We start from the raw sequence: 17,231 nt of genomic DNA, 5'->3' as shown, positions 1-17,231 counted from the left end.
ACGATCGTTGAACTGCTTGAAATTGTCGAGGTCGATGATCAGCAGCGACAGCGGGCCGCTGGTTTCGCCGGCCGCGATCAGCCGCGCCAGCGAGGTCTCGAAGAATTTGCGATTGCCGACTTCGGTGAGCGGATCGGTCATGCTCTCGAGCCGGACCTGCTCCAACTGGTGCTGCAATTCGCGAACCTGCGCCGCAGCGGCGCCGAGGCGCTCGACCAGCAGCGCATTGGTGGCACGCATCTCGATCGTCCAGCTCAACAGGTCGTCGACGATCGCTGCGCCGTCGCCGCGCCCGCCGGCCAGCCGCGGCGCCGCGCTCGACAGACGGGTCTGGTAGCCATGGGTGGCGTCGGTGGCTTGCTCGATCACGTCGATCAGGCGGCTCGACTGCGACTCCACCTGTACGCCGAGCGCGTGAATCCGTGTCGCCGCTTTCGACGGAAACAGGATCTGCTCGTACAGATTGGCGATGTCACGGGAGGTCGGCCGCGGGTTGGCGGTCAGCAAGGCATCGATCGCCTCGGTGAGCGCTTTGTGACGGCCGGCGAAGAACGTGTACCACAGCTCGAAGCTCTCCGGATCGAGCGAAAGATCGAGATCCCGAATCTGCTTCAGGGCCTGCGCGGCGACGCGATCCTTCCAGTCCCGGTCTATATCGGTGTGCATCGTCATGATGGGCAAAAACAGTCTCGTCGGCCGGCGTCGGCGACCGCGATCGTTGCGGCCGCCTTCGCGGCGACTCTAAGCTATCATCGGGCGCGGCAGGGTAGCTGTGCGTCTCGCATTCGAAACAACTGGTCCCAAATCACTTTGCGACCATTCCGGTGGTCGGCAGCATTATCATACCCAACACACCGATCGGTCGCGGGATTCGCAGAAGCAACAGCGCGACTTAATCACGAATTCGGCTCGGGCGCATGACACCCTCGTACCGCTGAGCAGTTTCAAACTGCAAGAATCTCGGATCGCGCGCGGGAATCGGTTGAAGCGGAGGGCTGCGCCGATCTCGGCCCGAACTTACGACGACAGCATCAAGCCGTGGTGCGCAGAAACTCGCTCAGCGTGCGGCCGCCGTCCGCCGGCTGATGCAGCCGGTGACACGGCACCGCGCCGCCGACCTCGGCACGCAGTTCGGACGGGCTGTAGCCATAGCGCAGCCGGAACGCGCGGCTGAACTCCTGCGAGCTGAAGAATCCGAACGAGGAGGCGATCTGCTGAATCTGCCGAGTCTCGGCGGGATCGCACAAAGCCCGATGCGCGGCGGCCAAGCGGCTGTTGCGGACGTAGCGCGCGGCGCCGCCGTGCGGCTCGAACAGCCGGTACATCGCGCTCCGCGACAGGCCGAGGCACTTGGCGAGACTGGCCGGTGTCAATTCCGGATCGGCCAGCCGAGACTGCATCACTCGGCGGGCCCGTTCGCCCAGACTTGCGATCACCCCGTCGCGTGCTTCTTCCAGGCATTGCGGCGTCGGCGCCAGGCAAGCGCCGACCATCACTTCGGTGGCGCGGACGACCGCGGGCACATCGTCGATCGTCAGATCCGGCAGCCGGCGCTCCAGCGCGAGCAGATAATCGGAGAGCAGCTCGCCGCATGCGGTGTCGATCACCGTATTGTTGAGCCGGTCGAGCGTGCCGGCGAGCGGGGCGAACTTGTCGCGCGGCATGAACAGCATCAGGATGTCCATCGCCTGCATCTGGCCATGGAACGCTTCGCCGAGCGAATACAACGCGAGCTGTCCCGGCGTGCCGCGCGAAACCTGTTCGGCCGATCGGCCGCCGTCGCTGACGACCCAGTTCGATCCCGCCTTGATCAGAAACAGATACCAATGGTCGGCGAATACCGCCTTGGCCCGCTCTCGCGTTCGCGCAAACCGCGTACCGCCGCTCCGCTCCTGGCACATCGCGAAGCTGCCGAGATCCCAAACCGCAAGATCGATCGCTGCGGTCGACGGCTGGTCAGAGCCCGGCGTCAGGTCGGCGACGGGACGCAAATGCTCTCGCCAGGCATCGAACCGATCACGTTCGGGAAGCTGCGAGGTCGTGAACCGAACAGGCAGCAACAGGCGTGACGATCCAGGCATCCGATCCACCTCCCGCACGACGATCTCGACGCCGAGGACGCCGCGACGATCGTCGTTCGTATTCAACGTACCAGGATTCGATCGCCGGTCGATTTCCCATACCACTGCTTACTCGTACAAATAGCGCTGAAAGCCCACAAAGGTTTCGCGGATGGCCTGCACGCTGCCGAGCTCCGCCGCCGCGTCGTCGATGGTGTGGTACCTGAGCTCGACGAGTTCAGCGAGCTTGTCCTGATCGCGTTCCCTAACGCCCTGCCGGACGTATTGGGCCCTCGACGCGAAGCACTCACTTTCTGCCTGAATGGCTCGATGTTGTCAGAGTGGACGTCAAATCCAGTGGTCGCAACCGATCGACGAATTCGACGAGATCCGTCCGCTTGGATAGTACGGCGAGGTATTCTTCCCATGAAGGGAGCGTGCGGGTGAGGTTGGCAGCGGCTTCGCGGGTGACCGCATCCACCAGAGCAGGGCTTTCGTCGAAGAGTTTCGTCAGGAATGCATCCGGCGACAAGACGGTGACCTGAAGTTCATCGAGCGCGACGAAATCAAAGTCTTTCAGATTGCTTGTCACAAGGACACACGGAGCGACCTTTGCTGAGGCCGAGGCAACATGACCGTCTTTCCAATGCGTGCTGCCGACTTCCCGTTCGGGGTCGAAGCCTCGGATCAACGCGTCGGGGAAAATTCTTCTTCTGAGAGGAAAGGTTTTTGCGGTGATCCGCTCACGCACCGCACGCTCCATATTTCGCAGCCACTCCTCTTCAATCTTCTCGCTCCATCGCACGACGAAAACATCGTTTTGCGCCATCTGGAGCAACAAGTTGCGCAGATGGTTGGAGTGCAGGACGTTGGCGTCAAGAACCGCTGTGTTGGCCGGAGGTGGCATAGTTAGTTTCGAGGTCTTCCGTGTCGGCCGACAGCGCGGCGGACAAGTCACGCCGGCGGTCTTCGAACTCTCGGAGCTTGGCGACGTCTGCGACCCTGATGCGGCGATGCGTGCCTACCTGCCGGAACGGCAGCTTGCCTGTATCCATATCCAGCTCTTCCTGCTCCAGTGCGAGTCGAAGAACCAGACCGGGACCAGATTTTCCAGGACAACTGGGCTCATGGCGACCCGAGTGGTCGTCTGATTGCAGCAGTATTCTTTGTCCGTCTGGTGGGCCCGGCAGGACTCGAACCTGCAACCAGACCGTTATGAGCGGTCGGCTCTAACCATTGAGCTACAGGCCCCGCCGGCGGCCGCGGAGGGCGGCGGACGGTGCGGTCTCCCCATACAATGGCGTCCCGGCTGCGGCAATCGGCAGCTTGCCCGCGATCAAGCGGTTCGGGTCCGCGCCAGCGGTGCCGGATCGCGGCGCGGCGGTGCCGGCAGGGGCGCGGCTGCCACCAGCAATTCGATCGTTAACGCCGGATGAATCGGCCGCGGCGCGGGCGCGAACAGGCCGGAATCGCCGATGAAACGTGTCGCACCCCATAGTGACGTACCGTTATGAGGCTGCGACCGGCGGAATGGTGGGGTGTTGGCTTGCGCCGCAGCGCCGGCCCGACGCACCGGGCGGCATCCGACGGATCGCCTTTAACATGCCTCAAACAATCCCGGCACTATGGTCCCTGCCCGATCGATCGACGGTATGCGTCAATGCCCCTCTTCCCATGGAACCCGCTGTTCGAAACCGGCAATGAGCGGATCGACCGGCAGCATCGCGGGCTGTTCGACCTGACCAATCAGCTCGCCAGCGCAGTCCAGCACCGCGAGCCGATGCCGAAGCTGTCCGCGCTGGTGGAGCGGCTGCGCCACTATGCGCGCACGCATTTCTGCGACGAAGAAGCCTTGATGCGCTGTTCGCGATTGACCGGCGAGGAGATCGGCCGGCACGTTTGCGCACACAAGATGTTCGAGCACGAGATCGACCGCCTCGCCGCGCGCGCGGATCTGACCGACGCCGAATCCGCCGAGGCCTTTCTGGAATTTCTGGTCACATGGCTGGTGACCCACATCCTGAAGCTCGACCGCCGGATCGCGCAGGCGCTGGTCGACCAGTGCAATGCCGAAGACCCCGATGCGCTGGCGGTCGAAGAGGTACTGATCGAAGCCTTGATGGAGACCGAGCGGCGGTTTCGCCTGCTGTCCGACGAAGCGCCGTCGCTGATCTGGGTCAGCGGTCTGTCCGGCCAGCGCGGCTTCGCCAACAAAGCATGGTACGACTTCGTCGGCATCGACCCGATACACGCCGTTGACGTCGACTGGCCGGGCTTCGTTCATCCGGAGGATCGCGAGCGCTATCAGGCGTGCATCGGCGACGTGCTCGCGACCGGCCAGGCCGCGACCGTGGAAGTGCGGGTCAAAACCGCCTCGGGCGATTGGGGCTGGATCCTGGAGAAGATCAGCCCCCGGATCAGTCGCAACGCCTGCATCGGTCTGATCGCGGCGGCAACCGACGTCACCGGCGCCAAGACCTCGGAGTTACTGCTCTCCGAGGCCAACGGTCGGCTGGAGCGCGAGGTGTCCGAGCGCACCAGGAAGCTGAAGCGGCTGGCCCTGGCCGATCCGCTCACCGGCCTCGCCAACCGCCGGTCGCTGCTGGAGCGCATCGACCGCGAGGTGGCGCGATCCGCCGGCTCCGGCGACGAGCTGTCGCTGCTGTTCATCGACGTCGACCATTTCAAGACCATCAACGACACGCTCGGCCATGCCGCCGGCGACGCGGCGCTGATCGAGGTGGCGCGGCTGATCGAGCAGTCGCTGCGCCGCACCGACTTTGTCGGCCGGCTCGGCGGCGAGGAGTTCGTCGCGGTGCTGGCGAAGACCGGCGAAGCGGGCGCCTGCGAGGCCGCCGATGCGATCCGCCGCACCATCAGCCGGCACGAATTCGATGGGCTCGGACGCCCGGTCACGGTCAGCATCGGCGTGTCCAGCCACGGCAGCGGCGACGACGGCACCGCGCTGCTCGACCGTGCCGATCACGCGATGCTGAAAGCCAAGCGCGACGGCCGCAATCGCTGCCGTGTCGCCGGCCACGGCGGACGCGACCGCCTGTCGGCCTGAGGCCGCTGTCTCCCGTCGTCCTCCCCTCGCCGCTACGCCATCGCCACCCGCGGCCCGCGGCGGCGGGCACGGAGCAGCAGCAGCAGCATGATCGCGACGTTGAGCGCGTTCCAGGCCATGCCGTTGACGAAGGCGGCCGCGTAGGAGCCGGTGGCGTCGAAGATCACGCCGGAGATCCAGCCGCCGAACGACATCCCCAGCACCGAGGCCATGATGACGATACCGACCCGGGTGGCGGCCTCGCGCGCCGGCATCGCCTCGCGCACGATGATCGCATAGGCCGGCACGATGCCGCCCTGGAACAGGCCGAACATCGCCGAGATCACGTACAGCGAGCCGAGGCCGTCGAAGAACAGATAGAACAGCAGCGCCACGCCCTGCGCCACCGAGCCGAGCAGCAGCGTGCGGATGCCGCCGATCCGGTCGGCCAGGAAGCCGGAGCCGATCCGGCTGATGATGCCGAATGCCAGCATCAGCGACAGCATCTCGGCGCCACGCGCCGCGCCGTAGCCGAGGTCGCCGCAATACGCCACGATGTGGACCTGCGGCATCGCCATCGCCACGCAGCAGGCGATGCTGGCGACACACAGCAGCGCGGTCAGCGTGTTGGTGGGAAGCTGCAGATCGATCTTCGGCGGCGGCGCCGCGGCGTGGCTGGTGGCGGCGTGGCCGCGCATCTGCGCCCGCAGCAACAGAACGACCAGCGTCATCGACACGGCGCAGAACGCGCCGATCAGAAGATGGGTGGCGCGCCAGCCGATGGTGGCGCTGCCCCAATTGACCAGCGGCGGCCACAGCGTGCCACCGAGATAATTGCCGGTGGCGGCGATCGTCACGGCGAGGCCGCGATAGCGCTCGAACCAATGCGAGGCTTCCGCCATCAGCGGGCCGAACGTCGCCGAGGCGCCGGCGCCGATCAGGAAGTGCAACGCGGTGAACTGCCAAAGCGAGGTCGACAGCCCGGCTCCCGCATAGCCGAGCGCGATCAGCGCGATGCCGGCCGCGATCGCCGCCACGATGCCGAAGCGGTCGGTCAGCTTGCCGGTGACGACGCCGCCGAGGCCGAAGCCGAGCATCGCCATGGTGAAGGCCAGCGAGGCGCCGCCGCGGCTGGCGGCGAACTCCGCCTGCACGGTCGGCAGCACCACGACCACCGACCACATCCCGACGCTGCCGATCGAACCGATCACCAGCGCCAATCCGAGCCGGACCCACGCCTGGCGCGAGTCGAGCGTGAACGCCGGCGTTTTGCCGGTCTTTCCCAAGGGCGTTTCCATGGTTGCAGAGTTTCCGGACCGCGCGCTGCGGTCAAGCCGGGCGCCACGGCACCCTGCCATGCGGTCGCACCCCCGCCGGCGTTAACTCTTTGCTAACCATGCACCGGGCAAATTTTGCCCAGTGAACTGAAGTGTCGTCGGCCGCGAACATCGGGGAATGCCCGTGGACGCCAGTGCGGTGCCTCACGTCGGACCCAGCGGCCCAACGGCCCCACTGCGCCCCGGCGTTCGTGGCAAGCGACACGCACGAGAGGCGGCGGCAGATATGACGGACACCACTGCCGGCCAGGGCTCAGGGTCGGGCATCCCCAGCGTCAAAGAGATGATCGCGATCCTGCGGCGCGGCGATCTGGCGCTGGCGATCGGCGTGCTGACCATCCTGGTCGTGCTGATCCTGCCGCTGCCGGCGATCATTCTCGACCTGTTCCTGGCGATCTCGATCACGCTGTCGATTCTGATCCTGATGACGGCGCTGTTCATCCAGGCGCCGCTGGAATTCTCGTCATTCCCCACTGTGCTGCTGATCTCGACGATGCTGCGGCTGTCGCTGAACATGGCGTCGACCCGGCTGATCCTGTCGCACGGCCACGAGGGTACCGCGGCCGCCGGTCACGTCATCGAGGCGTTCGGCGGCTTCGTGATGGGCGGCAATTTCGTGATCGGGATCATCGTGTTCACGATCCTGATCATCGTCAATTTCGTGGTCATCACCAAGGGTTCGGGTCGTATTGCCGAAGTCGCCGCACGCTTCCAGTTGGATTCGATGCCCGGCAAGCAGATGGCGATCGACGCCGACCTGTCGGCGGGCCTGATCGACGAAGCCACCGCCAAGGCACGGCGCAAGGAGCTGGAAGACGAGAGCGGCTTCTTCGGCGCCATGGACGGTGCCTCCAAATTCGTCCGCGGCGACGCCATCGCCGGACTGCTGGTGGTGTTCATCAACGTCATTGGCGGCATCATCATCGGGGTGATGCAGCAGGGTCTGTCGTTCAGCGAGGCCGGGCACACCTACACGCTGCTGACCGTCGGCGACGGCCTGGTGACCCAGATCCCGGCGCTGATCGTGTCGACCGCGGCCGGCCTGCTGGTGTCCAAGGCCGGCATCACCGGCTCGGCCGACAAGGCGATGATGGGCCAGCTCTCCGGCTATCCGCAGGCGCTCGGCATGGCCGCCGCGGTGATGCTGGTGCTGGCGGCACTGCCGGGGATTCCCACATTGCCGTTCCTGGCGCTCGGCGGCGGTGCCGGCTATCTGGCCTTCAAGGCCGGCAAGCGCAAGGCACAGGTCAGCGCCGAGGCGGCGCAGGCCGCAGTAGCGCCGGAAATGGCCGCGGCTGCAGCGGCGGCCGCCGCCGAGGAGCCGATCGCCGCGGCGCTGCGGATCGACGACCTCAAGATCGAACTCGGCTACGCGCTGCTGCCGCTGGTCAACGGCCCGGACGGCACCGACCGCCTGACCGAGCAGATCAAGGCGCTGCGCCGTTCGCTGGCGATCGAAATGGGATTCGTGATGCCGGCGGTGCGGATCCTCGACAATGTCCAGCTCGAGGCCAACACCTACGTCATCAAGATCAAGGAAGTCGACGCCGGTTCGGGGCGGATCTGGCCAAATCAGTTCATGGTCATGGACCCGGCCGGCGAGCAGGTGACGGTGCCCGGCATTCACACCACCGAGCCGACCTTCGGCCTGCCCGCCACCTGGGTCGATGCCAATTTCAAGGAAGAGGCGTCGCTGAAGGGCTACACCGTGGTCGACGCCGCCACCGTGCTGTCGACGCATCTGACCGAACTGCTCAAGGCCAACATGTCCGACCTGTTGTCCTACGGCGAGACCCAGAAACTGCTCAAGGATCTGCCGAGCGAGCAAGGAGAACTGGTCAAGGACATCGTGCCCGGCCAGATCACCGTCTCCGGCATCCAGCGTGTACTGCAACTGCTGCTCGCCGAGCGGGTGTCGATCCGCGACCTTTCGACCATTCTCGAAGGCGTCGCCGAAGCGCTGGCGTTCTCGCGCAATCCGTCGACCATCGTCGAGCACGTCCGCGCCCGGCTGGCGCGCCAGATCTGCGCGCAGAACACCTCGTACAACGGCTATCTGCCGCTGATCGCGCTGTCGGCGAAATGGGAGCAGGCGTTCGCCGAGTCGATCATCGGTCAGGGCGAAGACCGCACCCTGGCGATGGCGCCCTCGAAGCTGTCGGAATTCATGACGGCGGTGCGCGACAAGTTCGAGCAGGCCGCGCGCGAGGGCGAAGCGCCGGTGCTGGTGACCTCGGCGACGATCCGGCCGTTCGTCCGCTCGCTGGTCGAACGCTTCCGCTCCCAGACCACGGTGATGTCACAGGCCGAAATTCACCCGCGGGCGCGGCTGAAGACCGTCGGCAGCGTCTGAGCCATTGGTTCCGGCCGCGCCGCCGCCGGAGCGGGCTGCGCGACTTTTGTGCAACAGACAAGCCCGGATGGCTCTTTTGGCCGATGAGTGGGCGCTCACCGAGCGCTTCACCCACACCCTGAGCGTTCGCCACTATTTGATTAATTTTCAGTAAGTTAAGCCGGTCTTGTGCACCGCATCCTCGCGCATTGTCACGCTTGTTCACGCGTTTGTGTTCGCCCCTGCGGAACGCCCGGACGATTTCCTACGTTTTCTGCACGAGTTCTTTGAACCTGCTTCGGGATCGCAAACACGAATTTCCGAGGGTGGAGAAGAAACCCAGGAGGCTCAGCGATGAACCATTCGATCTACAGTGCCGATCGCACCACCCACCTGAAGGTTGTGGCCGTGGCTCTGGTCGCCGGGATCGCGGTGGCGGGCCTCGGGATCACCGCGCGGCTCGGTGCCGACGACGGCTACACCCAGACCGCGAAAGTAATCAAAGCCGGCAAACCGACCGCGATCACCAAAGCGGAGACCGTGGTGATCCGCTGAGTAGTCCAGCCGTCACGCCAGCCGGATAGCCCCCCTGGCCACGCGTGAGCTGAGGAGGTCGCACTCACCCCAAGTGACGACCCGAGGAAAACGCCCGCTCCCCACGGGCGTTTTTCTTTTACGGGAATGTTGGTGAGGTGGGGCGGCCCCGGTTTCGGATCGCATCGGGATCGCGCTTCGGAGTGCCGCTCCCGACAGGCCGAGTTTTATGGCGAGGTTTCACGGCGAGCAGCATAAAGCTCCGGCTCGAACCATCCGCCGCTGCCCCGTGCGTCCGCCAAATCGCCTCGAGCAATCTCGGTGAAGCAGGCGCGGGCGGCCGCTATTGCTGCGGCGTCGTCCGCGCCGGCTCCGGCGGTACGCTTTCCACCAGCTTGCCGGTGAACACGATCGGGCCGGTGGCGACGCCGGTCGGCGAGCCGCCTTCCGGCTCGACCGTGACCGCATAGGTGGCCTGGTTGACGAGTTCGGGATCGAACGAGGACAGCACCGGATTGACGGTGAAGTCGTGGCCGCCGATCACGCCGAGCGAGCGCGGCTTCTGCAGCTTGTCCGACACCAGCCAGAGTTCGTAACTTTTACCGGGCTCCGGGGTGGCGGCGACGCGGCGCACCGTGAAGGTCTTGGTGCCGGCGTCGACCGTGAGAATGAAGGCCGGCGCATCGCCGCTCTTCTGCAGCACCGCGACGTATTGCGGCGGGATCGGCGGCGGCGGCGCCTCGACGGTCACCACTTTGGTCCGGATCGGCGGCCGCACTGCGTCCGGCAGAACATCCGGCTGGTACACCTGCGCGCCGACCACCAGCAGCAGCGACGCCGCGATCGCGCTCGACAGCATGGCGACGCCTCGCCAGATGTAGGCGCGCTTGGCGAAGTGCACGACACGCTTGGATTCGGGGCTGAGTTCGGTCGAGCTGTTTGCGGCGGCGGGACCAGTGTCGTTTGCGGGGCGTGGCAAGATCGGTTCTCCCGGCGCACCCAGCACACCCGCGGCTGCATCTCCTGTCGGCGATGCAGCCTGCGGCGGCACCGCGCGCTGTGACTCGGCGGAGATCGCCGCCTTGATCCGATCCCACACTTCGGCGCGCGGCTCGACCAGCCCGACCATCTGATTAAGCGCGCCGAGCTTCAGCTCCCACGCTTCGACCAGCGCGGCGAACGTCGCATCGCTGCGCGTCAGCGCCTCGGCCTCCGCCCGCTCGGCGGCGTCGAGCGTGCCGAGCGCGTATTCGGCGGCAAGCGCGCTATGGTCTTCGCTGTGGGCCATCAGGTCAGTCCCAAACACCCCCGAACATCGAGCAGGCTGCGGCGCAGCCAGGTCTTGATCGTATTGGCCGGCGCACCGAACTTGGCGCCGAGCTGTTCACGGCTCCAACCGTTGTAGTACGCCAGCAGAACCAGTTTCTGCCGGTCGGGCTCCAGACGGCCGATACATTCCAGCAGGCGCTTCAGCTCCTCGGTCATCTCGCGGCGCGCCAGCGGATCCGGCGTCTCTGCCGCGACCTCGTTGGCGGACGGCTCCTCTTCGATCGAAACCTCGCCGCGCTTGCGCGCGACGTCGATCGCACGGTTGCGCGCGATCGACGCCATCCAGGTGATCGGCGAAGCGACCTTGGCGTCGAACTGCGCGGCATTGTTCCAGATCTTGACGTAGGCGTCCTGGATGACTTCTTCGGCGAGATCCTGTCGCCGCAAGATACGAAGAACGACGCCGAACAGTTTCGCCCGGGTCGCTTCGTAGAGCCGCTGGAACGCGTCCTGGTCGCGCTCTGCGACAGCGGCGATCAGCGAAACCAACTCAGCCGGCGACAGCATTCCTAAGACCTCACCATGGCCATTGCAGCCATGCCCCCGTTCGAACCGGCGGCCCGAACCAAACCAGCATATCGTGCAACGCGGCGTTCCACCACGGCACTTGATAGGCTGTGGATACCGCAAACGAAAGCCCGGACCGCGCGGGCCCGGGCTGTTTCGATCGCAGCGATGTGAGCGTCAGGCGACGGCGCCGGCGCCGCCGAGCCGTGCCCGCATCAAGCCGATGCTGTCGAGGTCGGCCTGCTCGCGGGCGCTCTCTTCGGCCCGCTCGCGGGCCTGATCGCGCTCGTCGAGCAGTTCGACCTTCTTCATCTCGTCGAACGCCTCGGACAACTGGCCGCGCGCCTCCTCGAGTTGCACGCGCAATTCGTCGGCGGACCGCGTCAGATTCTCCCGACGCTGGATTGCCGCCTTGGCATAGGTCGGATAGGCGAAATGGGTCGGATCGGCGATGCCGGCACGTTCCTGCTCGGTGAGAATTTCGCGCTCGAGGTCGGACGACATCCGCTCGAAATCCGCGATCATCGCTTCGATCTGGGCGACCCGTCGGCGCCGCTCGTCGACCTGAAATTTCTTCAGGCGGATCAGCGTATCACGTGACTTCATCGACTCGTACTCCCCAGAAGTCCCAATTCAACGCGGGACGACACCGGCCCGCCGCGCAGGGGCAACCGGCAAATCGATTGACGTGCCAAGCATGATGGCCGGACAAAGTTAGCGTTCCGTTTCCGAATTACTCAGGATCTGCTCTAATTGTGCATATCCTGACTGCAGACTGGTCGCCTCGTCCTTGCCCTGGCGGAGGAAATTTTCCAGCGGCTCGTGCAACCGCACCGCCTCGTCGACCTCGGCGCTGGAGCCCGGGCGATAGGCGCCCAGCCGGATCAATTCTTCCATGTCGGCGTAGGTCGCCATGATCTGTCGCGCCCGCTTGATCAGCGGCAGGTACACCGGGTCGGCGGACTTCGGCATGGTGCGCGACACCGATTTCAAGACATTGATCGCCGGATAGCGGCCGCGCTCGGCGATCGCACGCTGCATCACGATGTGGCCGTCGAGGATGCCGCGCACTGCGTCGGCGACCGGCTCGTTATGATCGTCGCCATCGACCAGCACCGTGAAGATGCCGGTGATGGTGCCCTCGCCGAGCCCGGGGCCGGCACGCTCGAGCAGCTTCGGCAGCTCGGTGAACACCGTGGGCGTGTAGCCTTTGGCGGTCGGCGGCTCGCCGGCCGACAGCCCGATCTCGCGCTGCGCCATCGCAAACCGCGTCACCGAGTCCATCAGGCACAGCACGTCCTTGTCGTTGTCTCGGAAGTACTCGGCGATCGCCAGCGTCAGATACGCAGCCTGTCGCCGCATCAGCGCCGGCTCGTCCGAGGTCGCGACCACCACCACCGAGCGGGCGAGGCCCTCCTCGCCGAGGTCGTCCTGCAGGAATTCCTGCACCTCGCGGCCACGCTCGCCGATCAGCCCGATCACCGACACCGCCGCATCGACGTTGCGCGCCAGCATCGACAGCAACACCGATTTACCGACGCCGGAACCGGCGAAGATACCCATGCGCTGACCGCGGCAGCAGGTGAGAAAGGTGTTGAGCGCGCGCACGCCGAGGTCGAGCGGCGCTCCGACACGCTTGCGCGAATGCGCCGGTGGCGGCTGGTTGCGGAACGGCATCGGCGACGGGCCCTGCACCAGCGGCCCCTTGCCGTCGATCGGCTCGCCCAAAGCGTTAACGACACGGCCGAGCCAATGCGGCGACGGCCGCACCTGGGCGGCGGCGTTGGCGATGATGGCGCGGCAACCGCGGCGCACGCCCTCGAGCCCCGCGAACGGCATAACAATCGCGTTGTTACCAGTGAAGCCGATCACTTCGCACGGGATCGCACGGTTGGCGCCGGTCTCGACAACGATGCGCGCGCCAACGCTCATCGCGTGAATCGGCCCGGCGATCTCGACCATCAGACCGCGCACGCCGACGACGCGGCCATACGTGTTGACGCTGTCGATGTCGCCGATCTGTTCCGCGAGGGCCTTCATTGCGAAACCCTTAAGTTTGTCGATGCGGGCCGGGTCCCCTTAACTTCGTGTTTACCCGCATCGTTAATCATTGCGTCACTGTCTTTGGTAACTGAGCGCATTCGCCCATCAGAATGAAGGGCGAGTCGCAAGAGTCGGTTAACTCCGTCTCTTAAAGTGGAACCTGAAGGAGCGGGCCGACAAAAATCTGCTTTGCCGCAATACCTTAGTGCGATTCGACAAAAATTGCACGATGGGACCTTGCGGAGCCGAATCAGTTTTTGTTAACCATTCCTCGTCAGGATCCGAATCAGTTCTTCAAAGGCGTTTCCAGTGCCGCAAGTGTGCGGACGCCTGACGCCCGTAGCGGCGCTTAGAGGGGACTGGCATGCGCGTATTGCTGATTGAAGATGACAGCGCGACCGCGCAGTCGATCGAATTGATGCTCAAATCCGAGAGTTTCAATGTCTACACGACGGATCTCGGTGAAGAAGGCGTCGACCTCGGCAAGCTGTACGACTACGACATCATTCTGCTTGATCTGAACCTGCCGGACATGTCCGGTTACGACGTTCTCAAGCAGCTCCGTGTTTCCAAGATCAAGACCCCGATCCTGATCCTGTCCGGCCTCGCCGGCATCGAGGACAAGGTGAAGGGTCTCGGCGTCGGCGCCGACGACTACATGACCAAGCCGTTCCACAAGGACGAGCTGGTCGCGCGCATCCACGCCATCGTCCGCCGCTCCAAGGGCCATGCCCAGTCGGTGATCCAGACCGGCGATCTCGTCGTCAATCTCGACACCAAGACCGTCGAAGTCGGCGGCCAGCGCGTGCATCTGACCGGCAAGGAATATCAGATGCTGGAACTGCTCAGCTTGCGGAAGGGCACCACGCTGACCAAGGAAATGTTCCTCAACCACCTCTACGGTGGCATGGACGAACCGGAACTGAAGATCATCGACGTCTTCATCTGCAAGCTGCGCAAGAAGCTCGCCAACGCCTCCGACGGCCGCAATTTCATCGAGACGGTGTGGGGCCGCGGTTATGTGCTCCGCGAGCCGTCCGAGGACGACGTCCGCATCCCGGCCTGACCTAGTTTACCCAGGAGCGCCACCCGGCGCTCTCCTTCCGAGTGGTCCTTGACCCCGCCGCAAATGGCGGGGTTTTTGTTTTGGGACGCGGCTCTGGCGCGCCGACCCCGCTCACCCAGGTCATTGCGGGGCGCGCCGATCGGCGCGAGCCGGAATCTGCCGCCGGCACGACTTGGCCGCCGCCCTGCACGACAACCTTTGGATTCCGGGGTCGCTCGCTGCGCAAGCGCCCCGGAATGACGAAGGCTGTCGAGCAATGATGAGGTTGAAGAGTTCGAGGGCTCCGCGCCTCAGCCAGCGCGAAGGCTGCTGAGGGCAGTGGTGGCCGGGAACGCCGGGACGATCGACGGCGCCGACTTCAGGTTCGGCAGATAGACGCCGCGCCGCGAAGCATGCGGTTTGAAGACGTCGGTCAGACCGACCACGGTCTCGGCGGCGCCGAGGGTCAGATAGCCGTCGGGCTCGAGCCGCTTGGCGATCCGCTCCAGAATGCCGACCTTTGTGGCCTGATCGAAGTAGATCAGCACGTTGCGGCAGAACACGATGTCGAACGTGCCGAGCGACGAGAAATCGTGCAGCAGGTTGAGCTGGCGATGCTGCACCATGGCGCGGATCTCGGGGCTGAGCTCCCACACCTCGCCGGCCTGCTTGAAGTACTTCACAAGGAGCTGGATCGGCAGGCCGCGCTGCACCTCGAACTGGCTGAACAGACCGGACTTGGATTTCTCCAGAACCTGAGGCGACAGGTCGGTGGCAACGATCTCGAACCGCCAGCCGGCGACTGCCGGTCCAAGCTCCTTCAGCGTCATCGCGATCGAATACGGCTCCTGTCCGGTCGACGACGCCGCACACCAGATCCGCAACGAGCGCCGCGCCGCGCGCGCCTGCAAAAGCGCCGGCAGCATCTCTTCGCGCAGATGATCGAACGGCACCTTGTCGCGGAAGAAGAACGTCTCGTTAGTGGTCATCGCCTCGACGACGTCGGAGATCAGCGACTCCGCGCCCATCCCCTTCATCTTCTGCACCAGATCGCTGATGCCGCCGAGGCCGAACCGCCGCGCCAGCGGCAGCAGGCGACTTTCGACCAGATATTGCTTGTCGGCCGACAGATCGAGGCCCGACCGATCCTTCAGCAGCTTGCGCAGAAACTCGTAGTCGAGCGGGGTCACGAGCGGTCTCCTGCGAACAGGCGGACCACCTTGGAGCCGATCTGGTTGAGCGGCAGCACCGCGGCGCAGACCCCGGCATTGGCGACCGCGCCGGGCATCCCCCATACCACGCTGGAGGCTTCGTCCTGGGCGATCACGCTGCCGCCCGCGGCGACGATGTCCTTGCCGCCGCGCATCCCGTCTGAGCCCATGCCGGTCAAAACCACCGCGAGGATGCCGCCCTGCCAGACATCGATCGCCGAAGTGAACAGCGGATCGACGGCAGGCTTGCAGAAATTCACCGGCGGGCCGTCGTCGAGCGCGATCACCGGACTGCCGCCATGCTTGGCGACGCGCATGTGGCGGCCGCCGGGCGCCAGATAAATCTGGCCCGGCTTGATGGCTTCGCCGTCGATGCCTTCGTGCGCAGGATGTCGGCTGGCACGAGCGAGGTGTTCGGCCAGAATGGTGGTGAAGGTCGGCGGCATGTGCTGGGTGATCAGCACCGGGAAACGGTCGATCACCGGGCCGATGTCGGCCACCAGCGCCATCAGCGCCTGCGGGCCGCCGGTCGACGAACCAATCAACAGCACCCGCGGTGCAGTCGGGCCAAACGAACGTTTGACCAGCGCAGCCTGACTCGCGACGCTCGGGGCCGCGACCGCGGGATGCGGCAGCGGGGCCGGATGCGGATCGCGAGCGACCGCCGGTGCAGCCGTGGCGGGCGACGCACGACGACGAACCCGGCCGCCGAGCGAACGGATCTTCTGCAGCAGATCGTGCTTGAAGATGTCGGCGGCCTGCGGCTCGCGCGTGCTTTCCGGCTTCGGAATGTAATCGGCAGCGCCCAGCGACAACGCCTTGAAGCTGATCTCCGCGTTGCGGCGGGTCAGCGTCGACGCCATGATCACCACCAGATCGCGCTTCTTGGCGAGTAGTTGCGGCCGCGCCGAAATGCCGTCGAGTTCCGGCATTTCGATGTCGAGCACCGCGACGTCCGGCTTGACCCGTTCGAGCTGATTGACGGCGTCGAGCCCGGTGCGGAGCGAGGCCGCCACCACCATGTCCGGCTCGGCTTCGACCCAGCGCGAAATCAATCCGCGGATGACGACCGAGTCGTCGACGATCATCACGCGCAACGGCTCGTATTGCGCCGAATTCGTAGCGGGACTACCTGCCAAAGCTACGCTCATAGGCCACCGACGCAACACATACTTTCCACTCCCCACCGCGTCCCACAACGCGGCGCCAAAGTCGGCCTTCCGACCCCCGTCAGATCAGGCCGACTTCCTGAAACTTCGCCGTCACGATGTCCTTGTCGAAGGGCTTCATGATGTACTCGTTGGCCCCGGCATGCAGCGCCCGGGCGATATGCGCGACGTCGTTCTCGGTGGTGCAGAACACCACTTTCGGGGCGTCACCGCCCGGCATGCGACGCAAATTGCGCAGGAACTCGTAGCCGTCCATCACCGGCATGTTCCAATCGAGCAGAACGGCGTCGGGCAGCCCGTGCTTGCAGGCTTCGAGTGCCTTTTCGCCGTCCTCTGCTTCGACGATCTCGAAGTCGAGCCCCTCGAGGATGCGCCGAGCGACCTTCCGGATGACGCTCGAGTCGTCGACCACCAGACATGTCTTCATTTTCTGCCTCTATCAGTTCAAGCCCGGATGGGCAGTTCCTGCGATTGCGCCGCACTCAGTCCAGACGTCATGCAGCCATACGTTGGGTTGCGATTTCGAGTACTTTGTCGACGTCGAGGACGACCATGAGCTGTCCGTCGAGGCGGTGGACGCCGTTGGCGAAGGATGCCATGCGGGGATCGAGGTTGACC

At 65.1% G+C, this 17,231-nt stretch carries 16 protein-coding genes, 1 tRNA gene and 1 pseudogene; 4 read left to right on the top strand and 14 right to left on the bottom strand.

Translation table 11 applies throughout. From position 1 onward, the window contains the following. The 5 genes from DU475_RS18250 to DU475_RS18230 all read right to left on the bottom strand — a co-directional run. Positions 1-666: GGDEF domain-containing protein (locus DU475_RS18250; RefSeq protein ID WP_246700360.1), on the bottom strand; the 666-nt coding region annotated here is incomplete at its 3' end. 365 nt (positions 667-1,031) lie between these two features. Then, positions 1,032-2,147 (bottom strand): helix-turn-helix domain-containing protein, encoded by a 1,116-nt coding sequence (locus DU475_RS18245; protein ID WP_246700359.1) that lies wholly within the window; start codon positions 2,145-2,147, stop codon positions 1,032-1,034. Positions 2,148-2,367: 220 nt separating this feature from the next. Next, the gene (locus DU475_RS18240; RefSeq protein WP_164632923.1) at positions 2,368-2,967 is read right to left on the bottom strand and encodes a VapC50 family PIN domain-containing toxin; all 600 of its coding nucleotides are present in this window, start codon (positions 2,965-2,967) and stop codon (positions 2,368-2,370) included. Beyond that, positions 2,936-3,115, bottom strand: coding sequence for a hypothetical protein (locus tag DU475_RS18235; protein ID WP_164632922.1), 180 nt, complete (start codon positions 3,113-3,115; stop codon positions 2,936-2,938). Before DU475_RS18235 ends, DU475_RS18240 begins: the two co-directional genes overlap by 32 nt. 120 nt (positions 3,116-3,235) lie before the next feature. Further along, positions 3,236-3,311, bottom strand: a tRNA-Ile gene (locus DU475_RS18230). A gap of 409 nt (positions 3,312-3,720) precedes the next feature. On the opposite strand from DU475_RS18230, the gene DU475_RS18225 reads away from it, so the two are divergent. Continuing rightward, positions 3,721-5,127, top strand: coding sequence for a GGDEF domain-containing protein (locus tag DU475_RS18225; protein WP_164632921.1), 1,407 nt, complete (start codon positions 3,721-3,723; stop codon positions 5,125-5,127). A gap of 32 nt (positions 5,128-5,159) precedes the next feature. Here DU475_RS18225 and DU475_RS18220 read toward each other — a convergent pair whose 3' ends face one another. Beyond that, the gene (locus DU475_RS18220) at positions 5,160-6,404 is read right to left on the bottom strand and encodes an MFS transporter (protein ID WP_164632920.1); all 1,245 of its coding nucleotides are present in this window, start codon (positions 6,402-6,404) and stop codon (positions 5,160-5,162) included. Between the two features lie 265 nt (positions 6,405-6,669). Here DU475_RS18220 and flhA point away from each other — a divergent pair, with 265 nt between their 5' ends. Together flhA and DU475_RS18210 are read left to right on the top strand one after the other, a co-directional pair. Further along, the gene (gene flhA / locus DU475_RS18215; protein ID WP_013503554.1) at positions 6,670-8,796 is read left to right on the top strand and encodes a flagellar biosynthesis protein FlhA; all 2,127 of its coding nucleotides are present in this window, start codon (positions 6,670-6,672) and stop codon (positions 8,794-8,796) included. A 333-nt stretch (positions 8,797-9,129) separates the two neighbouring features. Continuing rightward, complete coding sequence (locus DU475_RS18210) at positions 9,130-9,330, top strand: hypothetical protein (protein ID WP_013503555.1); 201 nt, start codon at positions 9,130-9,132, stop codon at positions 9,328-9,330. A gap of 322 nt (positions 9,331-9,652) precedes the next feature. Here DU475_RS18210 and DU475_RS18205 read toward each other — a convergent pair whose 3' ends face one another. The 4 genes from DU475_RS18205 to fliI form a co-directional block, all read right to left on the bottom strand. Then, entirely contained in the window at positions 9,653-10,597 is a 945-nt protein-coding gene (locus DU475_RS18205; RefSeq protein ID WP_164632919.1) for an anti-sigma factor, read from the bottom strand. Then, positions 10,597-11,145 (bottom strand): sigma-70 family RNA polymerase sigma factor, encoded by a 549-nt coding sequence (locus DU475_RS18200; RefSeq protein WP_047309822.1) that lies wholly within the window; start codon positions 11,143-11,145, stop codon positions 10,597-10,599. The genes DU475_RS18205 and DU475_RS18200 overlap by 1 nt, the downstream gene beginning before the upstream one ends. A gap of 177 nt (positions 11,146-11,322) precedes the next feature. Next, on the bottom strand, positions 11,323-11,751 hold the full coding sequence (fliJ, locus tag DU475_RS18195) for a flagellar export protein FliJ (RefSeq protein WP_047309821.1): 429 nt from the start codon (positions 11,749-11,751) through the stop codon (positions 11,323-11,325). 108 nt (positions 11,752-11,859) lie between these two features. Next, on the bottom strand, positions 11,860-13,185 hold the full coding sequence (gene fliI, locus DU475_RS18190) for a flagellar protein export ATPase FliI (protein WP_142882212.1): 1,326 nt from the start codon (positions 13,183-13,185) through the stop codon (positions 11,860-11,862). Positions 13,186-13,552: 367 nt separating this feature from the next. Between fliI and ctrA the strand changes: the two genes are divergently transcribed. Next, entirely contained in the window at positions 13,553-14,254 is a 702-nt protein-coding gene (ctrA, locus tag DU475_RS18185; protein ID WP_011157191.1) for a response regulator transcription factor CtrA, read from the top strand. Between the two features lie 290 nt (positions 14,255-14,544). Here ctrA and DU475_RS18180 read toward each other — a convergent pair whose 3' ends face one another. The 4 genes and pseudogenes from DU475_RS18180 to DU475_RS24360 form a co-directional block, all read right to left on the bottom strand. Beyond that, on the bottom strand, positions 14,545-15,423 hold the full coding sequence (locus DU475_RS18180) for a CheR family methyltransferase (protein WP_164632918.1): 879 nt from the start codon (positions 15,421-15,423) through the stop codon (positions 14,545-14,547). Next, entirely contained in the window at positions 15,420-16,595 is a 1,176-nt protein-coding gene (locus DU475_RS18175) for a protein-glutamate methylesterase/protein-glutamine glutaminase (protein WP_164632917.1), read from the bottom strand. Before DU475_RS18175 ends, DU475_RS18180 begins: the two co-directional genes overlap by 4 nt. Before the next feature lie 79 nt (positions 16,596-16,674). Next, entirely contained in the window at positions 16,675-17,040 is a 366-nt protein-coding gene (locus DU475_RS18170; RefSeq protein WP_011157188.1) for a response regulator, read from the bottom strand. 67 nt (positions 17,041-17,107) lie between these two features. Next, positions 17,108-17,231, bottom strand: a pseudogene (locus DU475_RS24360) (chemotaxis protein CheW); the annotation flags it as partial.

This window comes from Rhodopseudomonas sp. WA056, from assembly GCF_010906995.1.
GTDB lineage: Bacteria > Pseudomonadota > Alphaproteobacteria > Rhizobiales > Xanthobacteraceae > Rhodopseudomonas > Rhodopseudomonas palustris_G.
This window is presented reverse-complemented; position numbering and strand designations above follow the sequence as displayed.

Excerpts from the sequence above, each read along its gene's own strand:
- DU475_RS18240 (WP_164632923.1), bottom strand. The coding sequence starts at position 2,967 with ATGCCACCTCCGGCCAACACAGCGGTTCTTGACGCCAACGTCCTGCAC.
- DU475_RS18235 (WP_164632922.1), bottom strand. The coding sequence starts at position 3,115 with ATGGATACAGGCAAGCTGCCGTTCCGGCAGGTAGGCACGCATCGCCGC.
- DU475_RS18225 (WP_164632921.1), top strand. The coding sequence starts at position 3,721 with ATGCCCCTCTTCCCATGGAACCCGCTGTTCGAAACCGGCAATGAGCGG.
- DU475_RS18220 (WP_164632920.1), bottom strand. The coding sequence starts at position 6,404 with ATGGAAACGCCCTTGGGAAAGACCGGCAAAACGCCGGCGTTCACGCTC.
- flhA (WP_013503554.1), top strand. The coding sequence starts at position 6,670 with ATGACGGACACCACTGCCGGCCAGGGCTCAGGGTCGGGCATCCCCAGC.
- DU475_RS18210 (WP_013503555.1), top strand. The coding sequence starts at position 9,130 with ATGAACCATTCGATCTACAGTGCCGATCGCACCACCCACCTGAAGGTT.
- DU475_RS18205 (WP_164632919.1), bottom strand. The coding sequence starts at position 10,597 with ATGGCCCACAGCGAAGACCATAGCGCGCTTGCCGCCGAATACGCGCTC.
- DU475_RS18200 (WP_047309822.1), bottom strand. The coding sequence starts at position 11,145 with ATGCTGTCGCCGGCTGAGTTGGTTTCGCTGATCGCCGCTGTCGCAGAG.
- fliJ (WP_047309821.1), bottom strand. The coding sequence starts at position 11,751 with ATGAAGTCACGTGATACGCTGATCCGCCTGAAGAAATTTCAGGTCGAC.
- fliI (WP_142882212.1), bottom strand. The coding sequence starts at position 13,185 with ATGAAGGCCCTCGCGGAACAGATCGGCGACATCGACAGCGTCAACACG.
- ctrA (WP_011157191.1), top strand. The coding sequence starts at position 13,553 with ATGCGCGTATTGCTGATTGAAGATGACAGCGCGACCGCGCAGTCGATC.
- DU475_RS18175 (WP_164632917.1), bottom strand. The coding sequence starts at position 16,595 with ATGAGCGTAGCTTTGGCAGGTAGTCCCGCTACGAATTCGGCGCAATAC.
- DU475_RS18170 (WP_011157188.1), bottom strand. The coding sequence starts at position 17,040 with ATGAAGACATGTCTGGTGGTCGACGACTCGAGCGTCATCCGGAAGGTC.